Here is a 21,132-nt window from a genome sequence, read left to right on the forward strand (position 1 = left end):
AAAGCAGCCACAAAAAAGGCGCCCTAAAGCGCCAAACCATCGGACAGACAATCATGGGGCGCCTTTGACTGACGCTGGATAGAAGAAATGTTTATTTGAAATTCTTGTTATACATGCGGGCAATTTCACCCACGATACCACTGCGGAAACTCAATACGCAGATCACGAAGATAATCCCCAGAATGACACTTACCCAATTGCCAAGCGGCGATTGCGACAGGACGTGCTGCAGGCTGACCACGATACCGGCGCCCATAATTGGCCCCAAGAGGGTGCCTACGCCACCCAGCAGGGTCATCAGGATCACCTCGCCTGACATATGCCAATGCGCATCTGTCAATGACGCCAGCTGGAAAACCACTGTCTTGGTGGAACCCGCCAGCCCTGCCAGGGCCGCAGAAATCACAAACGCCACCAGCTTGTACATATCCGTGTTGTAGCCCAGAGAAACGGCACGCGGTTCATTTTCACGAATGGCTTTCAGTACTTGTCCATAAGGAGAATGCACCGTGCGCTGGATCAACGCAAAGCCGAACAGGAAGACCGCGAAGACAAAGTAGTACATGGCCAGGTTGTTGCTCAGGCTGATAAAGCCCAGCAGTTCACCGCGCGGCACACCATGCAGACCGTCTTCCCCACCGGTAAAAGGCGCCTGAACGAACACGAAATACACCAGCTGAGCCAGCGCCAGAGTGACCATGGCAAAGTAGATGCCCTGCCGGCGGATTGCCAGAATCCCAAACAGTGCACCCAAAGCAGTGGCCACCAGCGTGCCTGCCATAATGCCAATCTCCGGCGTCAGGCCCGGGTAGCTTGCCAACAGATAGCCTGTGATGTAGCCACCTGTCGCCAGAAAAGCCGCATGACCAAACGATAAAAGCCCGGCATAACCCAGCAAAAGGTTAAAGGCACAGGCAAACAGGGCAAAGCACAGCACCTTCATCAGAAAAACGGGATAGGCCACAAAAGGAGCCACTAACCCCACCACAACAAGCGCAACGTAAAACAGGTTGCGGCGCATGATGGCACGCTTTTGACGTTCCATTACTGCCGAGGGTCTAGCGAGGGTTTGAGCGTCTGACATGATTATGCCTCCTTACCGAACAGGCCCGCGGGGCGGAACATCAGAACTAGAATCATTACCAGGAAAATCACCGTATTGGCGGCCTCCGGGTAATACACCTTGGTTAGACCTTCGATAACACCCATCGCCAGGCCTGTCATGATGGCGCCGAAAATCGACCCCATACCGCCGATAACCACCACGGCAAATACCACAATCAACAGGCTTGAACCCATGGTCGGCGAGACGGGATAAAGCGGTGCCGCCAACACGCCGGCAAACGCTGCCAGCCCCACACCGAAACCGTAGGTCAATGTAATGAGAAGCGGTACGTTGACACCAAAGGCCTGCATCAACTGGGAATTCTCGGTACCGGCGCGTAGATAGGCCCCCAAACGGGTACGCTCAATCATGAACCAGGTAAACAGGCACATCGCCAAGGCCGCGACGAGCACCCAGGCACGATAGGTCGGCAGGAACATGAAGCCCAGATCCAGACCGCCCTGAAGCACTTCCGGTGTGGCATAGCGTGCGCCTGAAACCCCGAAGAAATTGACCAGGGTTCCTTCAATAATCAGCGCCAGGCCAAAGGTCAGCAGCAAGCCATAGAGATGATCCAGGTGACTGATTTTACGCAGCAGATACCGCTCCAGCAGCATTCCGAAGGCACCCACTACCAGCGGAACAAGAATCAGTGCCAGCCAGTAATTGATCCCCAGATAGCGAAAACCCAGAAGCGCCGCAAATGCACCCAGCATGTATTGCGCGCCGTGAGCAAAATTGATTATTTTCAGCAAGCCGAAAATAACCGCTAACCCAAGACTCAGCAATGCATAAAAGGCGCCGTTGACCAACCCCAGGGTAAGCTGCCCCATAAACACCGCCAGGGGCACGCCAAATATCATCGTCATGGTGAAATACTCCTCGCCGTCACGCGAAGCGGCCGATGATTATCGGCCGCCTCAGTCACTTATCCTGATAAACTGTTACGCGGCTCAGTTCTGTACCAGATCGCACTGGCTTTCGGACAAAGGACGGTAAGCTTCGTCGGCAGGGATGGTGCTCAGGATATTATAAAGATCCCATTCACCCGTTGACTCTTCAGGGGTTTTCACCTGAGCCAGATACATGTCGTGCACCATACGGCCATCTTCACGGATCTGACCGTTGCGGGCGAAGAAATCGTTGATCGGCTCAGCCGCCATCTGGGCACGCACTACCTCAGGGTCGTCAGTCCCTGCCGCTTCAACAGACTTCAGATAATGCATGGTGCTTGAGTAGATCCCTGCCTGCACCATGGTTGGGCGGGCACCCACTTCTTCGAAATAGCGATCTGACCAGGCACGCGCTTCATCATCCATATCCCAGTACCAGCCAGTCGTCAGCAACAGGTTTTGGGTGGACTCCAAACCGAGAGAATGAACATCGTTGAGGAAGATCAGCAGACCGGCAAGCTGTTGACCGCTTTGGGTCAGGCCAAACTGGCTGGCAGTGGTAATGGCATTGACCGTATCGGCACCGGCATTGGCCAGACCAACAATCTTGGCACCAGACCCTTGCGCCTGAAGAATATAGGAGGAAAAGTCACTGGTCGGGAACGGATGACGGACGCCGCCAACAATTTCGCCACCACTCTCCTCAACCACCTCGGTGACGTCGCCTTCCAGCGCATGGCCGAAGGCATAATCGGCGGTCAGCATGAACCAGCTATCGCCGCCCTGATCAACCACCGCTTTCGCGGTGCCGTTCGCGAGTGGGTAGGTATCATAGACATAGTGAATGTGATTGGGCGTGCAGTGCTCATTGGTAATGCTCGATGCAGCTGATCCAGAAATAATGGCCAGTTTGTTATTTTCTTCAACAACCTTGGTAACAGCGATAGACACAGACGAGGCCACCAGGCCACCCACCATATCGACGTTGTCCTGATCAATCCATTCGCGCACCGTGTTGGCGCCTACATCCGCGCTGTTACGATCATCGGCACTTAGAATTTCAATTGGTGCACCGTTAACACTGCCACCGAAATCCTCGATCGCCATTTCCATGGCTGCCTCACCACCCGGGCCAGCCAGATCACGATAGGTACCCGACATATCGGCCAGATACCCGATACGCACTTCGCCATCGCTGATGTCAGCCTGGGCGGTCGATATGGCCATGCTGGTCGCTGCGGCAAGAGTAATACTGGCGGTCAGCGTTTTTTTCATGAACGTCATGCTCGTCTCCTGGCCCTGAGGCCTTTGTTGTTGTGTTACGACTTACAGTTATGCTGTTTTCAGGTCTGGAACGTACTGTTGGCTTACGTGAGTAATGTTATGTGTACTTACACCCCCAGCATGCTGTTGAGATGTTCCCGGCGCGAAGGTAGATCGGCCGCTGAAATTTCCTCGACAATCTGGCCGTGATCCATCACAAAGTGGCGATCCGCCAGCGGTGCGGCAAAACGAAAGTTCTGCTCAACCAATACGATTGTCATGCCCCGCTCTTTTAACTGTGTCAGCACTTCTGCCAGTTTCTGGACAATCACCGGCGCCAGGCCTTCGGTAATTTCATCGAGCAGCAGAATACGCGCTCCCGTTCGAAGAATGCGTGCCATGGCCAGCATTTGCTGCTCACCGCCGGAAAGGCGCGTACCCGGGCTACGCCGACGCTCATAGAGATTGGGAAACATGGCATAGATATCATCCAGCGACATGCCATCCGAACGCACCGTGGGCGGTAACAAGAGGTTTTCATGCACATCCAGGCTGGCAAAGATTCCGCGCTCTTCCGGGCAGTAACCGATACCCAGGCGTGGAATATGATGGGGTTTCATGTACAGGGTTTCATTGCCATTAATCATGATCGAACCCGTTCTGCGCCCCACCATGTTCATGATTGACTTGAGTGTGGTACTGCGCCCGGCACCATTACGACCGAGCAGGGTCACCAGTTCCCCTCGTTTGACGTTGAAGTCAACGCCATGCAGGATGTGTGACTCACCGTAAAAAGCATGCAGATCCTGCACGCGGATCATCTCAGCCTGCTGCGGCTGCTGCGTTTCAAGCGATTCTGCCGTATTCATGCCTGCGCCCCCTCTTCTTCCGCGGCTTCACTGCCCATATAGGCCTCACGTACCAGCGGATTACAGGAAACGTTGTCATAATCACCCTCAGCCAGAACTGCCCCACGGGCAAGCACCGTAATACGATCACACAAACGACTGACAACACTCAGGTTATGTTCGACCATCAATACCGTACGCCCTTTGGAAACCCGTTTGATCAACTCGACAATACGGTCAACGTCTTCGGCCCCCATGCCCTGAGTAGGCTCATCAAGCAGCATCAGGTCGGGCTCCAATGCCAGGGTCGTCGCCACCTCAAGTGCACGCTTGCGCCCATAGGGCATCTCCACGGTCAGAATATCGGCGTAATCGCGTAGCCCTACCTCATCCAGCAATGCCAATGCCCGCTCGTTAAGATGATCCAGAGATTTTTCCGACTTCCAGAAGTGAAACGAAGTACCCAGATTTCTCTGCAACGCTACGCGTACGTTTTCCAGAGCTGTCATGTGGGCAAATACAGCGGAGATCTGAAATGAGCGGATGATGCCCATGCGGGCAATCTCATTGGACTTCAGACGGGTGATCGACTTTCCACGATAGAGAATCTCACCTCGGGTAGGCGGGAGGAATTTGGTAAGCAGGTTAAAGACGGTTGTCTTTCCGGCCCCGTTTGGGCCAATCAGGGCATGAATATGCCCGTCCTGAACCTGGAGATTAACGTCGTCAACCGCCGTAAAGCCCCGGAACTCCTTGGTGAGTCCGCGGGTTTCAAGAACCATTCTGCTGGCCAGAGCTTCGTCTGCACTCATACCGTAACAAGCCTCTTTGTTGTTATTGTGCTGACTGAATCCACCGACCAGACAACTTGGTTAGCCGGCGCTCTTTCCTTACCTGAACGTAAGATGTAACCTCAACCTAGCAACGCATATGGGTGCCTGACAATTAGAACTTTGGTCTATCCATGGTTTCACAAGCACTGCAAATTAACGACATGGCTCAGTATATCAATGACTTGAACCTGAAAGACGTGACAATCGCAATATTTAATTTATCCTTTACGTTAACGTGAACTTGTTTTAGCCTCAATTTCAAGGTTCGATAATGACGTATCCCCTGACACCTAACCTCGTCGAGAGAACCTAACAAGGGACATGATGCGATGAGCAAAACATACACCATCAGCGAATTGGCCAGTGAATTTGATGTGACCACACGCAGCATTCGCTTTTATGAAGACCAGGAACTCCTGCACCCCAGCCGCCGCGGTCAGACCCGCGTTTACAGCAGCAAGGACCGTGTACGTCTCAAGCTGACGCTGCGCGGCAAGCGGCTGGGTTTTTCCCTGGCAGAGATCCGTGAACTTTTCGAACTTTGGGATGAAACCCGCAGTGGTAGCGAGAAACAGCTGCACCTGATGCTAAGCAAGATTTCCGAGCGCCGCGCTGCCCTGGAACAGCAGATGAAAGATATCACCATGGTGCAGCTGGAACTGGAAAGTGCCGAGATTCGCTGCCGCCAGGCACTGGAAGAGCTCAATGAACGCCAGGAGATCGAGCCCCAGGACAGAGAAGGGAAACCATCCTCCACCAAAGGCAGCGATAAATCGGCCACGGTGCATTGAGTTTCAGGATTGGAGACACGTCTGTCCAATCACGCCCGGAGCGGCTGATTGCTGATGGGAGTTTCTCCGACAACCAGGAAGACCCGGATATCCAGAGCCAGGGGCAAGCTGCTCTGCCTCTATCGCTGACACGTAAAAGGTGATTGACCATGTTTACCCACTACTCAGAACTGAATTTCGGCCTTGACGATGAACTGAACATGCTGCGTGAGCAGGTCAATGCCTTTGCGCGGGATGAAATTGCCCCACGCGCCGCCGAAATAGATGCCAGCAATGAATTCCCTCATGATCTGTGGAAAAAGTTTGGCGATATGGGCCTGCTCGGTATTACCGTCTCGGAAGAAGACGGTGGTAGCGGTATGGGGTATCTCGCCCACTGTATAGCCATGGAGGAAATTTCCCGGGCGAGCGCTTCCGTTGCCCTTTCCTACGGTGCCCATTCCAATCTGTGTGTTAACCAGCTGAAAATCAATGGCTCGCCGGAACAGAAAGCCAGCTATCTGCCCAAGCTGATCAGTGGCGATCACATCGGTGCTTTGGCCATGTCTGAGCCGGGTGCAGGATCGGATGTGGTCGCCATGCAGCTTCGCGCGCGTAAAGACGGCGATCACTATATTCTCAACGGCAACAAGATGTGGATTACCAACGGGCCGGATGCCGATGTGCTGGTGGTTTACGCCAAGACCGACCCGGACGCCGGCTCGAAAGGTATTACCGCCTTTATTATCGAAAAGGGCATGCCGGGCTTCACCACCGCCCAGAAGCTCGACAAACTGGGCATGCGCGGTTCCAACACCTGCGAACTGGTCTTTCAGGATTGCGCCGTGCCGGCAGAAAACATACTCGGCCAGGAAGGCAGAGGCGTGCGCGTTCTGATGAGCGGACTGGACTATGAACGCGCCGTTCTCGCTGCTGGGCCGATAGGCATCATGCAGGCGGCCATGGATGTGGTCATGCCCTACCTTCATGAACGCAAGCAGTTTGGCCAGCCAATCGGTGAATTCCAGCTGGTCCAGGGCAAGGTCGCCGATATGTACACCACCATGAATGCCTGTCGTGCCTATCTTTATGCGGTCGCCGGCGCTTGCGACCGGGGCGAAACCTCACGCAAGGATGCCGCCGGAGTAATTCTCTATTGCGCTGAAAAGGCTACCCAGGTGGCGTTGGACGCCATTCAGCTGCTGGGCGGCAATGGCTACATCAATGAATACCCCACCGGCCGCCTGCTGCGCGATGCCAAGCTGTATGAAATCGGCGCGGGCACCAGCGAGATCCGCCGAATGCTGATCGGCCGCGAGCTGTTCACCGAATCAAACTAAACATGGCTCATCACCCGTCATTTTCACTATCAAGCGTTAATGGAGCCGATCAATGGCCATGTTAAAAACCCAGGTCAATTCTCGCAGCGAAGCCTTCCAGGCCAACGCGGCCGGTATGCAGGCAGAAGTCGACAGACTGCAAGCATTGACTGCTGCCATTTGCCAGGGTGGCGGTGAACAAGCCCGAAAACGACATGAATCAAGGGGCAAGCTGTTTGTCCGTGATCGCATTGACCACCTGATTGATGAAGGCTCGCCTTTTCTTGAGTTTTCAGCGCTGGCCGCCCACGACGTTTACGAAAGCGCCGTACCTGCGGCAGGGGTCGTTACCGGCATTGGGCGGGTGTCCGGGGTCGAATGCGTCATCGTGGCCAACGACGCCACCGTCAAGGGCGGCACCTACTTTCCACTGACCGTCAAAAAGCATGTCCGCGCCCAGGAAATCGCCCGCAAACACCGTCTGCCGTGTCTGTATCTGGTCGATTCCGGCGGCGCCTTCCTGCCTCGCCAGGATGAAGTCTTCCCGGACCGCGACCACTTCGGTCGAATCTTCTATAACCAGGCTACTCTGTCCGCTGAAGGCATTCCGCAAATCGCCGTGGTCATGGGTTCCTGTACCGCAGGCGGCGCCTACGTACCCGCCATGGCGGATGAATCTATCATCGTCAAGCAGCAGGGCACCATCTTTCTGGGTGGCCCGCCGCTGGTGAAAGCAGCCACCGGTGAAAGCATCAGCGCTGAAGACCTGGGGGGTGCCGACGTTCACGCCAAACTCAGCGGCGTGGCAGATCATTACGCTGAGAATGACGCCCACGCCCTGCAACTGGCGCGCGCCTGTGTATCACGGCTTAACTGGCAGAAACGCGGCGAACTGGCCATGCAGGCACCCAGACCGCCACAGCTCGACCCGGAAGAGCTTTACGGCATTGTCGGCACCGACCTAAAAAAGCCCTTTGACGTTCGGGAAGTGATTGGTCGCATCGTCGATGGCTCTGATTTTGATGAATTCAAGCGTTACTACGGCGACACCCTGGTCACCGGCTTTGCGCATATTCATGGTCATCCGGTCGGCATCCTGGCCAATAACGGTGTGTTGTTTTCGGAAAGTGCCGTCAAGGGCGCACACTTTATCGAGCTGTGCACCCAGCGCAAGATTCCGCTGATCTTCCTGCAGAATATCACCGGCTTTATGGTCGGCTCCAAATATGAGCATGAAGGCATCGCCAAACACGGTGCCAAACTGGTTACTGCCGTGGCCTGCGCCAGGGTGCCTAAATTCACCGTGCTGATTGGCGGCAGCTTCGGCGCGGGCAACTATGGCATGTGTGGTCGCGCCTACGATCCCAACCTGCTGTTCATGTGGCCTAATGCACGTATTTCGGTCATGGGTGGCGAGCAGGCCGCCGGCGTGCTTTCCCAGGTCAAGCGCGAGCAACATGAACGTGAAGGCCGCGAATGGACGTCTGAACAGGAAGAGGCGTTCAAACAGCCCACCCGCGAGCAATACGAACACCAGGGCCACCCCTACTACGCCAGTGCCCGGCTGTGGGATGACGGTGTGATCGACCCTGCCCAGACCCGGGAGGTACTGGGCCTGTCCCTGGCGGCGGCAATGAATGCCGAGATTGAAGAAACGCGCTTCGGCGTGTTCCGGATGTAAGGAGCAAACCGTGGCTTATTCCTCACTTGAACTGCACGACAATGGTGTTGCCTGGCTGCTACTCAACCGCCCGGACGTTCACAACGCCTTTGATGATCATCTGATTGCTGAACTCAACGCCCACCTGGAACAACTGCATGTACTGGCAGACGCTGGCGACGTTCGGGTGGTGGTGCTGGGCTCTGAAGGCAAGAGTTTTTCGGCAGGCGCTGACCTTAACTGGATGAAGCGCATGGTGGATTACTCCCTGGAGGATAATCTGGCCGATTCGCGCAAACTGTCCGCTCTGATGCATGGCCTGGATACCCTGCCCTGCCCCACGGTGTGCCGCGTTCAGGGGGCAGCGTTTGGCGGTGCGGTCGGGCTGGCCGCCTGCTGTGATGTGGTGATCGCCTCTGAAAAAGCCCGATTCTGTCTGTCAGAAGTCAGGATTGGCCTGTCGCCGGCGGTTATCAGCCCCTACGTGCAGCGAGCCCTGGGCGAGCGTCAGATGCGCCGCTTTGCGCTGACGGCGGAAGTCATGGATGCCGCCACCGCGCTGAATCTGGGTCTTGCCCATCAGATAGTTGCTCCTGACGCCCTGAACGATGCCATCGCAGACATGTTGGAAACCCTGCTGGGCGGTTCTCCCCAAGGCCAGCGCGCCACCAAGGCGCTGCTTGCCAGCGTTGCTCTGTCACCCACCAGTGACGCCACTCGCGAGCATACCTGTGAAGTGATTGCCCGCCTGCGCGTCAGCAATGAAGGCCAGGAAGGGTTGGCAAGCTTTTTCGACAAGCGCCGCCCGGCCTGGACAGAGCCTCACACCACAACAACAAACGCTGCGGAGCCACGCTCATGACTTCTGAACATTCTCTCGAGCAGACACGACAACAGACTCGATTCGACACCCTGTTAGTGGCTAACCGCGGCGAGATTGCCTGCCGGGTAATGCGAACCGCCCGGCGGATGGGCCTGAAAACCGTGGCGGTTTATTCGGATGCCGACGCCAACGCCCGCCATGTGCGTGAGGCGGATGAAGCGGTACGTATCGGCCCGGCCGCCGCCCGTGACAGCTACCTGGATATGAGCGCCGTGGTGGAAGCGGCCAAGCGCACCGGCAGCGGTGCGATTCACCCTGGTTACGGCTTCCTTTCGGAAAACGGTGCCTTTGTGGAAGCCCTCGACAGGGCCGGTATTACCTTTGTTGGCCCTCCGGCTTCGGCGATTGCCGCCATGGGCGATAAGTCTTCCGCCAAGGCGCGTATGCATGCTGCTGGCGTGCCGCTGGTGCCGGGCTACCACGGCGATGATCAGGATGACGCCCTGCTCAAGGCCGAAGCCGACAAGATTGGCTATCCGGTGATGCTCAAGGCCAGCGCCGGAGGCGGCGGTAAGGGCATGCGGGTCGTTGAATCCACTGAAGCCTTCCAGGCTGCGCTGGATGGCTGCCGGCGAGAATCCAAAGCCGCTTTCGGCGATGACCGCATGCTGATCGAGAAATACCTGGTACAGCCCCGCCATGTGGAAGTTCAGGTTTTCTGCGACCGTCACGGCAACGGGGTGTACCTGTTCGAGCGCGACTGCTCGGTGCAGCGTCGTCACCAGAAGGTCCTCGAAGAGGCCCCGGCGCCTGGCATGACACCCGAATTACGCGCCGCCATGGGCGACGCCGCTGTACGCGCCGCTCAGGAAATCAATTATGTGGGCGCGGGCACCGTCGAATTCCTTCTCGATGCTGACGGCTCTTTCTATTTCATGGAAATGAACACCCGTCTGCAGGTCGAACATCCGGTCACCGAGATGATTACCGGCCAGGATCTGGTGGAGTGGCAGCTAAGGGTGGCCATGGGCGAGGCACTGCCGCTTTCCCAGGACGCCCTGACCATCACCGGTCACAGCTTTGAAGCCCGCCTGTACGCAGAGGACCCGGAGCAGGACTTCCTGCCAGCCACTGGCACCCTGAGCCGCTTCGCGCTGGATCTGGAAGGCGCTGGGCTGGGCACGGATCAGGTACGCCTGGACAGCGGCGTAGAAAGCGGCGACGTGGTGTCCATGCATTACGATCCTATGCTGGCCAAGCTGATTGTGCATGGTGTTGACCGCAATGCGGCGCTTGCGACGCTGAACCGCGCCCTGGCGGCGCTGGATGTTCAGGGCGTGGTGACCAACCGGGCATTTCTGCAGCGATTATCCACCCACCCCGGTTTCAGGAACCTTGAGCTTGATACGCGTTTTATCGAGCGCAATGAAGCCACCCTGTTTGCGCCCCGCCAGTACCGGGTCGAGGAATACGCCAGCGCAGCGCTGATCGGCCTGGGCCAGTTGGCCCATGAGTGCGAAAGCGACTCCCCCTGGGATCGGCATGACGGCTTTCGTCTGAACGCCCCGCATACCATCCGGATTGCGCTGTGCGACCCGGATCATGCCAAGGACGATACGTCAGACCAGATTGTGGTCGTTGAAGGCACTCGGGCCAACGGCGAGGCTCCCTGGCAGCTGACATTCAACGGCGGCAATGTCGACGGCCAGACGCTGAACGCCAGCCTGCAGCAGCTGGCAGGTGATGCGGTTGCAGTAACGCTGGATGGTCACCGCCAACGCCTGCAGGCGCGCCTGGTCGGTGATGAACGCAATCTGGTGGTGCTGTCTGACCCGGCAGGTGAAACCCGTCTGTTCTGGCGGCGTATTGATGCCATCGACCACGGCCACCATGAGGCGGAATCCACCTTGACTGCGCCTATGCATGGCACCGTCGTCACTCTGCTGGTAGCGCCCAATCAGGCGGTTGAGAAAGGCATGCCGCTGATGGTCATGGAAGCCATGAAGATGGAACACACCATGACCGCCCCGGCTGATGGCTATGTAGCGGCCTTCCACTTCAGCGCCGGTGATACGGTGGGCCAGGGTGATGTGCTGCTCGAATTTGCGGCTGACGACTGATCTTCCACCATGACCCAGACACAGGAGATTGCCATGTCACTGCCTGATTCAGTCCGGCTGTTTGAAATGTCGCCCAGGGACGGGCTGCAGAACGAGCCCGGCACCCTGGTGCCCACTGCGACCAAGATTGCCCTGATTGAGCGATTGGCGGATGCAGGTATGACGCATATCGAGGCCGCCAGTTTTGTCTCGCCAAGGTGGGTACCGCAGATGGGCGACGCCAGTGACGTCATGACGGGTATCCGGCGCAGAGAAGGCGTTGTTTACTCTGCCCTGACGCCCAACCTCAAAGGGCTTGAGAGTGCGATTGCGGCCAGGGTCGAAGAAGTGGCGGTGTTTGCCGCCGCTTCCGAAGCATTTTCACACAAGAACATCAACTGCACGATTGCCCAGTCCCTGGAGCGTTTTGAACCGGTCATGGCCCGCGCCAGCGAAGCGGGCGTTCGGGTGCGCGGCTATGTGTCTTGCGTATTAGGTTGCCCCTACGAGGGCGATATCGACCCAGAACGCGTGGCTGAGGTGGCCAAAGCGTTATGGGAGCTGGGCTGCTATGAAATTTCCCTGGGCGACACCATTGGCGTTGGCACACCGCTGAAAGCCAAGCGCATGCTGGACGCGGTCAACCGCCAGATCCCCATGAATCATCTGGCCGTCCACTTCCATGACACCTACGGCCAGGCAATTGCCAACCTGTATGCCGCACTTGAAGAAGGCATCAGCGTGGTGGATGCCTCAACGGCAGGTCTTGGTGGCTGCCCCTATGCACAGGGCGCCTCGGGCAACGTCGCTACGGAAGACGTTCTCTACCTGCTGGAAGGACTGGGTATCAACACCGGCATTGATCTGCAGGCGGTGATTGATATCGGCTACTGGATTACCGCTGAACTGGGCCGCACCCCAGGTTCACGGGTAGCGCAGGCAAAAGGCCGATCCCATACCTAGCGCCTGACCCCACTTCCTATAATAAAAACTGTGTTGGTATTTCGTTCGGACAACAAAAAAATCTCGGAGACACACCCATGGCACCACAACCTTCAGCCCTCATGCTTCCCAGCTACACCAGCAGCACCGCTCAAAAGCCACTGCTGGGCATGACGATTGGCGACAAGTTTGACCAGATTGTTGCCGAGTACCCGGATAACGATGCACTGATCGTGCTCCATCAGGATATTCACTGGTGCTATCGTCAACTACAGGAGGAGGTCAACCGCTGTGCCCGCGCTCTGTTGGCCATTGGCGTCACACCTGGCGACCGTGTGGCCATCTGGGCGCCCAACTGCAGCGAGTGGACGCTGACCCAGTTTGCCACCGCCAAGGTGGGCGCCATTCTGGTCAATATCAATCCGGCGTATCGCACCCACGAGCTTGAATACGCTCTCAATCAGTCCGGCGCCCGTTTCCTGGTCACCGCTGACAGTTTCAGGTTATCCGATTATCGCGCCATGCTGATGGAACTGGCACCGGAGCTTACCGCCAGCGCCGAGGGTCAGCTGAAATCCCAGAAGCTGCCGGAACTGGAATGCGTGATCAATCTTAGCGCTGAAAAATACCCCGGTATGTGGCGCTGGACGGATTTCATGGCGCAGTCTGACACCGTCAGCCAGCAAGACGTTAACGACTTGCAGGCCACCCTGCAGTTTGATGACCCTATCAACATTCAGTACACCTCGGGCACTACCGGCTTTCCCAAAGGGGCGACCCTGTCTCACCACAACATTCTGAACAACGGCTTTTTCGTTGCTGAAAGCATGGGCTTTACCAGTGACGACCGCCTGGTGATTCCGGTCCCCCTCTACCACTGTTTTGGCATGGTCATGGGTAACCTTGGCTGCATGACCCATGGCGCCGCCATGATCTATCCGGGTGAAGGGTTTGAACCGGAAGCGGTGCTCAAGGCGGTTCATTCCCAGCGCGCCACGGCCCTTTTCGGGGTGCCGACCATGTTTATTGCCGAACTGGACCATCCTGAATTTGATCAATTCGATCTTTCAACTCTGCGTACCGGGATCATGGCAGGCTCTATCTGCCCGGCCGAAGTCATGCGCCAGGTGATCAACAAGATGAACATGAAAGGTGTGCAGATTGCCTACGGCATGACCGAAACCAGCCCGGTTTCCACACAGACCGGCGCCGATGACAGCATTGAGAAGCGCGTTTCCACCGTCGGCCGTACCCAACCGCACCTGGAAACCAAGATTGTTGACCCGGGCAACGGCGGCATTCTGCCACGTGGCGAGATCGGCGAGCTGTGCACCCGGGGTTACAGCATCATGCTCAAGTACTGGAATAACGACAAGGCCACCCAGGAAGCCATCGATGAAGCCGGCTGGATGCACACCGGCGACCTCGCCACCATGGATGAAGAAGGCTACGTCCAGATTGTCGGGCGCATCAAGGATATGGTGATCCGCGGTGGTGAAAACGTCTATCCCAAGGAAATCGAGGAATTCCTGTATACCCACCCGGCAATTTCCGAGGTGCAGGTCACCGGCGTGCCCGACAAGAAATACGGCGAGGAACTGATTGCCTGGGTCAAGCTCAACGGTAGCAACGACGACATCACCAGCGAAGATCTGCGGGCCTTCTGCAAGGGCAAGATCACCCACTTCAAGATTCCGCGCTACTTCAAATTCGTGGAGGACTTCCCGATGACCGTGACCGGCAAGATCCAGAAGTTCAAGATGCGCGAAATCTCCATCCAGGAACTCGGACTGGACGATGGCAAAAAGGACTAGCGCAGATGACGCTTGCCCAGCATTACCAGCAGCATCTCAGCGTAGATAGCGTGCTCGACAAGGTGGCCAAGCACTACCCTGACGGGCCAACATTTTTTCAGTTGGCCCCACTGGATCAGTTGCATATCGGCGGCATCAAGGCCTCTGCCCGACTGATAGGCCTGCTTGACCCGCACACCCACCCCAGGGTGCTGGATATTGGTGCCGGTGCCGGTGGCTTGATGCGTCAGGCTGCTGACGCCGGTTTCGAAATGCTCGGGCTGGACATTACTCATGGGTTTAACCGTTTGAATCAGGGGCTTTCGCAGCTGGCCGGGCTGGAACAACGTGCTCACTGCATTACCGCGGATGCGCTGAACCTGCCCCTGGCAGATGCCAGTATGGACGCCGTGCTGTTCCAGCACAGCTTTCTGAATATGCCGGATAGCGCTAGTGTGCTGCATGAATGCCACCGGGTATTGCGGCCTGAAGGGAGGCTGGTAATGCATGAAGTGGTCCGCGGCCCGCATGCAAATACCATGCACTATCCGGTACCCTGGGCAAGCGATGCCCGGCACTCTCATCTGGAAAGCGCCGATCAGCTACGCCAACAGCTGGAACAGGCCGGCTATCATATCGATCAATTTGTTGACTGGAGTGACGACGCCCTGGCCTGGCGCCAGCGCCAGCGGAAAAAAGAACGCCAGCAGAGCCGTCAGGCAGCATTATCTCCTCAACTGGTCTTCGGTGAGTGCTTTATCACCATGGGCAAGAATCTGGTCAGCAATCTGAGCAAAGGTGCTATCAGCGTCGTGGAGGTAGGCGCCAGGGTTGGCTAGATTTTCGGTCCCCTAAGTCAGAAAATGTTTTCTAATCAATCTATGCACGAGTCGGCCATAGGGCGGCAGGATATAGCGGGAGGCGTTAAACTTGCCCTTTCTGTAAATGCCCTTGGCCTGGGAGAAGGTCCTAAACCCCTCCGGGCCGTGATAGGCCCCCATACCGGAGTCGCCCACACCGCCGAAGGGAAGATCATCAACGCCCACATGGGAAACGGTGTCGTTCAGGCAGACTCCGCCGGAATGGGTGTTCTTCAGTACTCTTTCGCAGTGGTGCTGATTCCAGTCAAAGTAGTACAAAGCCAGTGGACGCGGGCGCTCGTTGACATACTCAATGGCATCGTCCAGATGCGTGTAAGGCAGCACCATCATCAAGGGGCCAAAAATTTCATCCTGGGCAATCTGCATAGTGTCGGTCACGTCAAGAACCAGGGTATGCGGCATTTTCTGTGTGCCGGTGAGATCTTCGCCGGCCGGGTTGATCTCGATGATCTTTGCGCCCTTTTCACGGGCATCCGTCAAATAGCCTTGCAAACGCTTGTACTGGCGCGGGTTGACGATAGCGGTAAAATCCGGGTTGTTGCGTATACTGGGGTAGGAACGGGTTATCTGCGTTTTCCAGGCATTGACGAATTCCTGCACCCGGCTTTCCGGGCACAGAACATAATCCGGGGCCACACAGGTCTGACCGGCGTTCAGACACTTGCCCAGGGCAATCCGTTCGGCGGCCTCCTGCATGGGATAGTCCTGGCCGATTATACAAGGGCTCTTGCCGCCCAGCTCCAGAGTCACCGGGGTCAGATTGGCCGCGGCAGCCCGCATGATGTGCTTTCCGACGCTTGTCGAACCAGTAAACAGTAAATGGTCAAACGGCAGACTGGCGAATGCTTGCGCCACGTCGACTTCACCATTGATGACGGCCACCTGATCTTCCGGGAAGGTTTCGGCGATCAGCGTTTGCAACAGGGCGCTGGTTTGCGGGGTGGCTTCACTCATCTTGATCATTACCCGGTTACCCGCAGCCAGAGCGGTGATCAATGGCACTACTGCCAACTGAATGGGGTAGTTCCAGGGCACCATGATCCCCACCACGCCCAGCGGCTGATATTCCACCCAGGCCTTGCCGGGCCAACTTAACGCGCTGACGCTGCGCTTCTGGGGCATCATCCATTTGCGCAGTTGTTTGATGGTGTACTTGAGCCCTTCGAGGGTAACCATGATCTCCGCCATTCTGGTTTCATCGGCAGCTCGCGCTGTGAAGTCCTTGTTGAGGGCCTCAACAAGGGCATTCTGATGATTGAGCAGCATCGGCCTGATGCGACTGATCAGCGCGATACGCTGCTCTGCATCGGGGTATGGGGACTGGCGGTAGGCCGTTTTCTGGGCAGCAAAGGTCTGCTGCATAGCGGCGGTGTCGGCGTTATTGCCGTGGAGATTTTTCGCGTCGGCGACCATGGCCCATTGCCTCGAATAAGGAATTCATTATTTATGATGGCCAGATAAACGCCACCAGCGCAACGTAAACATCATCACCCCGCACACCCTCTCGGGCATTGTACCGATCAGCAATGAAAACATCCGCCGGATCACCGCCTGCCTCCAGGCCGTGACGGTCTGGTTGAGGCAGGTTTGCCTGCACGCTCGGATCGGTTTTTCCCCGCTTTTTTAACCGGGGTTTTCTTTTTTACTCCCGTACCCTTTGCTGCGGGTTTGGAGGGATGCTTGCCCGCCGGTTTGTCTTTTGGCCCACTGCGTACCTGACCCGTTGGTTTTTTCTTCTTGCTTGGCTTTTTGCCAGGCCCTTTGCCAACTCCCTTACCGGCACCACCGTTGTAGTCGGGTCGGGCCGCGTTCGGTCGGGCCGCGTTCGGTCGGGCCTTGTTTGACCGTGCAGCTGATTGTTTATCAGGTGCCGCCTGAGACGTTTCGGTCAGTTGGATAATGGTGTCAATTTCCTTGGGCGTCAGATCCCGCCAATCGCCCAGCGCAATGCCCTTGAGGGAGATATTCATGATGCGGGTACGCACCAGTTGGGTCACTTCATAGCCGAAATATTCGCACATACGGCGAATCTGGCGGTTCAGGCCCTGCACCAGGGTAATGGTAAATACAAAGGCCGATTCCTTGCTGACCCGGCATTTTTTGGTCACCTGACCAAGAATCGGTACACCGTTCTGCATGCCTTCAATAAACTCATCGGTAATCGGCTTGTCCACCGTCACCGTATATTCTTTTTCGTGGTTATTATTGGCACGCAGAATTTTATTGACCAGATCGCCGTTATTGGTCAGCAAGATCAGTCCCTGGGAATCCTTGTCCAGCCGACCGATGGGAAAGATACGCACGGCGTGCTGGACAAAATCGACAATATTGTCTTTTTCCGCCTTTTCAGTGGTGCTGACGATGCCGACCGGTTTATTCAGCGCAATCAGGATCAGGTCTTCTTCCTCCTGGGGCTCAATGGCCTGGCCGTTGACCTTAACCCTGTCTGCAGCCGTTACCTGGTCGCCCGTTGTTGCGCGGCGGCCATTGATCCAGACGTTGCCCTGCTCCACAAAGCGGTCGGCTTCGCGGCGAGAACACAAGCCACTTTCGCTGATGTATTTGTTGATGCGGGTCGATTTTCGTAATGACATAAAACGCCTGAACACTGAAAACGTTAAAAAGAAGAACCCGGCTGGTTGAGAAAGTCTACCTCAGCCTGGCTGGAGATTCTGCCCAGCACGGCATTGCGGTGTGGATAGCGCCCAAAACGCTCAATCATCGCCTTATGGCGCTTTTCGGCGTCAAGATTTCTTTCCAGCCCAGGCTGATCAAACAACTGCACAGCACGATGATGAATCACTAATGACTCGCTGTGCATATAGGGCATATACAGAAAACTGCGCTCGACCACTGACAGCGACTGATCAACGCCCTTGGCGACCGCCTCCTGGGCCAGCACCAGAGCCTGCGCATCGCTGGCAAAGGCTCGGGCATCACGACGGTAAATATTGCGCGAGAACTGGTCCAGGACAATAATCTCAGCCAACCGCCCACGCGGAGCTGCACGCCACTCAAAGCATTCACAAGCGATCGCTTGAGCGTGCAGTGCACCAAAGCGCTGAGCAATCTCTCGATCCAGTGCCGGGTCTTTTCTGAACCACTGTGCGGGCCTCAGTTCCTCAAACCAAAAGGCCAGCACCGCTTCCACGTCTGCTGTCATATGGGGTGACTTTGATCAAGAACATAAACAGCCGCGCCACAACCCAAGAAGGTAGCGGCGCGGGAAGAGCAGAAAAGCACGGTCAACCGGTATTGCGCAGGCCTGCCGCTATGCCGGCCATGGTCACCATGAGGGCACGGGAAAGATCAGCGCTGATCGCACCATCAGCATCACGATTACGCTGCAGAAGCTCTGCCTGCAGCCCGTGGAGCGGGTCGATATAGGGATTACGCACGTCAATCGCCTGTCGGATCAGCGGCGTATTCTCCAGCAGCTCCTCCTGCTGGAGGATATCCAGCACCCCCTCTTCCAGGCGCCCGAAGCGATCACGCAGTTTCTGTCCCAGCGCTTTCAGTGAAGGCTCGTCGACCAGGCGATATTCGTAATAGCCAGCAATCGCCACATCGGCCTTGGCCAGCAGCATTTCCAGCATGTCCAGATAGGTGCCAAAGAAAGGCCATTGGATGCGCATTTCCCGCAGCACTTCCCGCCCGCCTGGCTCTTCGAGGCGGCGTGCAAACGCTTCTCCGCTGCCCAGCCAGGCGGGCAGCATCAAGCGGATCTGAGTCCAGGCAAAAATCCACGGAATCGCCCGCAAGGTTTCCACGCCGCCGTCCTGGCGACGCTTGGTCGGACGTGACCCCAATGGCAGGCGGCCAAGCACGCCTTCCGGCGTGACCGCACGGAAATAAGGGACAAAGTCAGGATTTTCTCGCACCACGCCGACATACGCAGAATGCGCCACCTCAGCCAGACGATGCATTTCTTCCCGCCAGTGGGGTTCAGGCTCCGGCGGCGGTAACAATGTTGCCTCAAGTACCGCACAGGCATAAATCTCCATGGAACGCAGGGCAATATCAGGTTGCCCGAACTTGAAGCGGATCATTTCACCCTGCTCGGTCACCCTCAGGCTGCCATTCACCGACCCGGGAGGTTGAGAAAGAATCGCTGCATGGGCGGGGCCGCCGCCTCGGCCCACCGTGCCCCCCCGCCCGTGGAACAGGGTCAGGTCCACAGCGTGTTTTTCACATACGTTTACCAGTGACTCCTGGGCGCGGTACTGCGCCCAGGCAGCCGCCAGCTGTCCGGCATCCTTGGCGGAGTCTGAATAGCCGATCATGACTTCCTGACGATCACCGGCCAGCGCCCGGTAACCGGGCAGCGCCAGCAGTTGATCAATCACCTCTGCGGCATGGTCCAGGTCATTCAAGGTTTCGAACAGTGGCGCTATCGGCAGCTTGACCTGCCCCCCTACCTCTTTCATCAGCAGCGCCACCGCCAGTACGTCCGACGGCTGAGCCGCCATGGAAATGATATAGGTCCCCAGGGCCTCCTGATGCTCCTGGGCAATCACCCTGAACGTATCCAGCACTTCCCGGGTCTCCGCCGAACATTCCCAGCGCCGCGGAATCAGCGGCCGCTGAGAGGCCAGCTCGGCCAGCAGAAATTCCTGACGCTGGGTCTCATTCCAGTCACCATAGTGGCCAAGCCCCAGGGTAGCGGTCAGCTCTTCCATCACCTGGGCATGGCGGCTACCTTCCTGACGCAGATCAAGCTTGGTCAGGGTCACGCCGAACACTGCCACCCGGCGCAGGGTGTCCAGCAGGGCACCGTTGGCAATCGTATCCAGCCCGACATCGCACAACGAGCGGTAGCAGGTCAAAAGTGGCGCATACAGCTGATCGCGGGTTTCAATAATCGGGCCCGGGTCGATCCGTTGGCCGTCCAGCTGCGCCTTGGCCCATTCGCGGGTGGCTTCCACACGCACCAGAAGACGCTTGAGCAACTCACGGTAGGGTTCTGCCACCTCACCCACGTCGGCTCTCAAAGCACTGTTGGCTTTCCACATCGAAAGCTCGATTTTCAACTGTTCCAGATCGCGCAGATACAGGTCCGCCGCCATCCAGCGACCGAGCAGCAGCACTTCCCGGGTCACCTTGGCGGTGACGTTGGGGTTGCCATCACGGTCACCGCCCATCCAGGAAGCGTAGCGGATCGGGGCGGCATCCAGCGGCAGGCGCTCCCCCGCCGTTTCCAGCAGCAGGTTATCCAGGTCGCGGTGAAAATCCGGCACCGCCTGCCACAGCGAGTTTTCAATCACTGCAAAGCCCCATTTCGCCTCATCAACGGGGGTGGGCCTTTCATGGCGAATTTCGTCGGTGTGCCAGGCCTGACTGATCAGCTCTTCCAGGCGCCCCTGGGCTCGGGCACCGCGCTCGGGGTAATCATCACTGCCCTCAATGGCTGTCAGACAATCGTCAATGGCGTCATACTTCTGAATCAGGGTGCGACGGATGACCTCGGTCGGATGAGCGGTCAGCACCAGCTCAACGCGCATGCTGGCCAGCGTCTCCACCAGAGTGCGCGGCGAGTTGCCGGCTTTTTCCGCCCTCGCCAGCAACTCACCAAGCATCGGCTGACTGCCGGGCTTGTAGTCTTCTACCCGACGAAAGCGCGCCCTGTAGTGCTGCTCGGCAATATTCGCCAGGTTCAGAAACTGGTTGAAAGCCCGAGTGACCGGCAGCAGATCCTGCTCGGGCAACTTGCGCAGGTAATCGATCAGCTCTCGCTGATGCAGGCTGTCACCCTGACGGCCCTGCTTGGCATGGGCGCGGATGGCTTCAATCTTGTTAACAAACGACTGGCCCAGATCGTCTGCAATAGTGCGGCCTAGACTGTCACCGAGAATGCGTACGTTATCGCGCAGCGACTCATGTAGGTCATGGCTCATTGGATATTG

The 21,132-nt window shown here is 57.1% G+C and carries 17 protein-coding genes; 8 read left to right on the forward strand and 9 right to left on the reverse strand.

Going from position 1 to position 21,132, the window contains the following annotated elements; genetic code table 11:
* Window positions 1-91 precede the first annotated feature (91 nt).
* The 5 genes from LL947_RS08020 to LL947_RS08040 all read right to left on the reverse strand — a co-directional run bounded on the left by LL947_RS08020 (window position 92) and on the right by LL947_RS08040 (window position 4,921).
* Window positions 92-1,084: a branched-chain amino acid ABC transporter permease gene (locus tag LL947_RS08020; RefSeq protein ID WP_290821656.1), complete on the reverse strand. Its 993-nt coding sequence runs from the start codon at window positions 1,082-1,084 to the stop codon at window positions 92-94.
* A 2-nt stretch (window positions 1,085-1,086) separates the two neighbouring features.
* Entirely contained in the window at window positions 1,087-1,974 is an 888-nt protein-coding gene (locus LL947_RS08025; protein ID WP_290821658.1) for a branched-chain amino acid ABC transporter permease, read from the reverse strand.
* An 84-nt stretch (window positions 1,975-2,058) separates the two neighbouring features.
* Window positions 2,059-3,282, reverse strand: coding sequence for an ABC transporter substrate-binding protein (locus LL947_RS08030; RefSeq protein ID WP_404413380.1), 1,224 nt, complete (start codon window positions 3,280-3,282; stop codon window positions 2,059-2,061).
* 107 nt (window positions 3,283-3,389) lie between these two features.
* On the reverse strand, window positions 3,390-4,130 hold the full coding sequence (locus tag LL947_RS08035; protein ID WP_499832888.1) for an ABC transporter ATP-binding protein: 741 nt from the start codon (window positions 4,128-4,130) through the stop codon (window positions 3,390-3,392).
* Window positions 4,127-4,921 carry an ABC transporter ATP-binding protein gene (locus tag LL947_RS08040; RefSeq protein WP_290821664.1) on the reverse strand — a complete coding sequence of 265 codons (795 nt, stop codon included), beginning with the start codon at window positions 4,919-4,921 and terminating at the stop codon, window positions 4,127-4,129. The genes LL947_RS08035 and LL947_RS08040 overlap by 4 nt, the downstream gene beginning before the upstream one ends.
* A gap of 350 nt (window positions 4,922-5,271) precedes the next feature.
* Between LL947_RS08040 and LL947_RS08045 the strand changes: the two genes are divergently transcribed.
* The 8 genes from LL947_RS08045 (at window position 5,272) to LL947_RS08080 (ending at window position 15,187) form a co-directional block, all read left to right on the forward strand.
* Window positions 5,272-5,733 (forward strand): MerR family transcriptional regulator, encoded by a 462-nt coding sequence (locus LL947_RS08045; RefSeq protein WP_290821666.1) that lies wholly within the window; start codon window positions 5,272-5,274, stop codon window positions 5,731-5,733.
* Between the two features lie 149 nt (window positions 5,734-5,882).
* The gene (locus LL947_RS08050) at window positions 5,883-7,052 is read left to right on the forward strand and encodes an isovaleryl-CoA dehydrogenase (protein ID WP_499832889.1); all 1,170 of its coding nucleotides are present in this window, start codon (window positions 5,883-5,885) and stop codon (window positions 7,050-7,052) included.
* A gap of 52 nt (window positions 7,053-7,104) precedes the next feature.
* On the forward strand, window positions 7,105-8,712 hold the full coding sequence (locus LL947_RS08055) for a carboxyl transferase domain-containing protein (RefSeq protein ID WP_499832890.1): 1,608 nt from the start codon (window positions 7,105-7,107) through the stop codon (window positions 8,710-8,712).
* Window positions 8,713-8,722: 10 nt separating this feature from the next.
* Complete coding sequence (locus LL947_RS08060) at window positions 8,723-9,553, forward strand: enoyl-CoA hydratase-related protein (RefSeq protein WP_499832891.1); 831 nt, start codon at window positions 8,723-8,725, stop codon at window positions 9,551-9,553.
* Entirely contained in the window at window positions 9,550-11,634 is a 2,085-nt protein-coding gene (locus LL947_RS08065) for an acetyl/propionyl/methylcrotonyl-CoA carboxylase subunit alpha (protein WP_499832893.1), read from the forward strand. The genes LL947_RS08060 and LL947_RS08065 overlap by 4 nt, the downstream gene beginning before the upstream one ends.
* Window positions 11,635-11,667: 33 nt before the next feature.
* Window positions 11,668-12,576 (forward strand): hydroxymethylglutaryl-CoA lyase, encoded by a 909-nt coding sequence (locus LL947_RS08070; protein ID WP_499832894.1) that lies wholly within the window; start codon window positions 11,668-11,670, stop codon window positions 12,574-12,576.
* Window positions 12,577-12,653: 77 nt separating this feature from the next.
* Window positions 12,654-14,369: an AMP-binding protein gene (locus LL947_RS08075; RefSeq protein ID WP_499832895.1), complete on the forward strand. Its 1,716-nt coding sequence runs from the start codon at window positions 12,654-12,656 to the stop codon at window positions 14,367-14,369.
* 5 nt (window positions 14,370-14,374) lie between these two features.
* The gene (locus tag LL947_RS08080; protein ID WP_499832896.1) at window positions 14,375-15,187 is read left to right on the forward strand and encodes a class I SAM-dependent methyltransferase; all 813 of its coding nucleotides are present in this window, start codon (window positions 14,375-14,377) and stop codon (window positions 15,185-15,187) included.
* Between the two features lie 12 nt (window positions 15,188-15,199).
* On the opposite strand, the gene LL947_RS08085 is transcribed toward LL947_RS08080, so the two are convergent.
* The 4 genes from LL947_RS08085 to ppc all read right to left on the reverse strand — a co-directional run bounded on the left by LL947_RS08085 (window position 15,200) and on the right by ppc (window position 21,123).
* The gene (locus LL947_RS08085) at window positions 15,200-16,642 is read right to left on the reverse strand and encodes a coniferyl aldehyde dehydrogenase (RefSeq protein WP_499832897.1); all 1,443 of its coding nucleotides are present in this window, start codon (window positions 16,640-16,642) and stop codon (window positions 15,200-15,202) included.
* Window positions 16,643-16,773: 131 nt separating this feature from the next.
* A complete protein-coding gene (rluF, locus tag LL947_RS08090) occupies window positions 16,774-17,823 on the reverse strand; it encodes a 23S rRNA pseudouridine(2604) synthase RluF (protein WP_499832898.1) in 1,050 nt (349 codons plus the stop codon).
* A gap of 23 nt (window positions 17,824-17,846) precedes the next feature.
* Window positions 17,847-18,392: a DUF924 family protein gene (locus LL947_RS08095; RefSeq protein ID WP_404413388.1), complete on the reverse strand. Its 546-nt coding sequence runs from the start codon at window positions 18,390-18,392 to the stop codon at window positions 17,847-17,849.
* 82 nt (window positions 18,393-18,474) lie between these two features.
* Entirely contained in the window at window positions 18,475-21,123 is a 2,649-nt protein-coding gene (ppc, locus tag LL947_RS08100) for a phosphoenolpyruvate carboxylase (RefSeq protein ID WP_290823018.1), read from the reverse strand.
* Window positions 21,124-21,132 lie beyond the last annotated feature (9 nt).

Origin of the sequence: Halomonas sp. BLK-85, from assembly GCF_044792155.1 — a bacterium.
In the GTDB taxonomy this organism is placed as follows: domain Bacteria; phylum Pseudomonadota; class Gammaproteobacteria; order Pseudomonadales; family Halomonadaceae; genus Vreelandella.

Bases quoted from the DNA above. Each gene is read 5' to 3' on its own strand.
- LL947_RS08065 (WP_499832893.1), top strand. From the start codon at position 9,550: ATGACTTCTGAACATTCTCTCGAGCAGACACGACAACAGACTCGATTC.
- LL947_RS08045 (WP_290821666.1), top strand. From the start codon at position 5,272: ATGAGCAAAACATACACCATCAGCGAATTGGCCAGTGAATTTGATGTG.
- LL947_RS08030 (WP_404413380.1), bottom strand. From the start codon at position 3,282: ATGACGTTCATGAAAAAAACGCTGACCGCCAGTATTACTCTTGCCGCA.
- LL947_RS08020 (WP_290821656.1), bottom strand. From the start codon at position 1,084: ATGTCAGACGCTCAAACCCTCGCTAGACCCTCGGCAGTAATGGAACGT.
- ppc (WP_290823018.1), bottom strand. From the start codon at position 21,123: ATGAGCCATGACCTACATGAGTCGCTGCGCGATAACGTACGCATTCTC.
- LL947_RS08050 (WP_499832889.1), top strand. From the start codon at position 5,883: ATGTTTACCCACTACTCAGAACTGAATTTCGGCCTTGACGATGAACTG.
- LL947_RS08075 (WP_499832895.1), top strand. From the start codon at position 12,654: ATGGCACCACAACCTTCAGCCCTCATGCTTCCCAGCTACACCAGCAGC.
- rluF (WP_499832898.1), bottom strand. From the start codon at position 17,823: ATGTCATTACGAAAATCGACCCGCATCAACAAATACATCAGCGAAAGT.
- LL947_RS08055 (WP_499832890.1), top strand. From the start codon at position 7,105: ATGGCCATGTTAAAAACCCAGGTCAATTCTCGCAGCGAAGCCTTCCAG.
- LL947_RS08070 (WP_499832894.1), top strand. From the start codon at position 11,668: ATGTCACTGCCTGATTCAGTCCGGCTGTTTGAAATGTCGCCCAGGGAC.
- LL947_RS08095 (WP_404413388.1), bottom strand. From the start codon at position 18,392: ATGACAGCAGACGTGGAAGCGGTGCTGGCCTTTTGGTTTGAGGAACTG.
- LL947_RS08025 (WP_290821658.1), bottom strand. From the start codon at position 1,974: ATGACGATGATATTTGGCGTGCCCCTGGCGGTGTTTATGGGGCAGCTT.
- LL947_RS08040 (WP_290821664.1), bottom strand. From the start codon at position 4,921: ATGAGTGCAGACGAAGCTCTGGCCAGCAGAATGGTTCTTGAAACCCGC.
- LL947_RS08035 (WP_499832888.1), bottom strand. From the start codon at position 4,130: ATGAATACGGCAGAATCGCTTGAAACGCAGCAGCCGCAGCAGGCTGAG.
- LL947_RS08080 (WP_499832896.1), top strand. From the start codon at position 14,375: ATGACGCTTGCCCAGCATTACCAGCAGCATCTCAGCGTAGATAGCGTG.
- LL947_RS08085 (WP_499832897.1), bottom strand. From the start codon at position 16,642: ATGGTCGCCGACGCGAAAAATCTCCACGGCAATAACGCCGACACCGCC.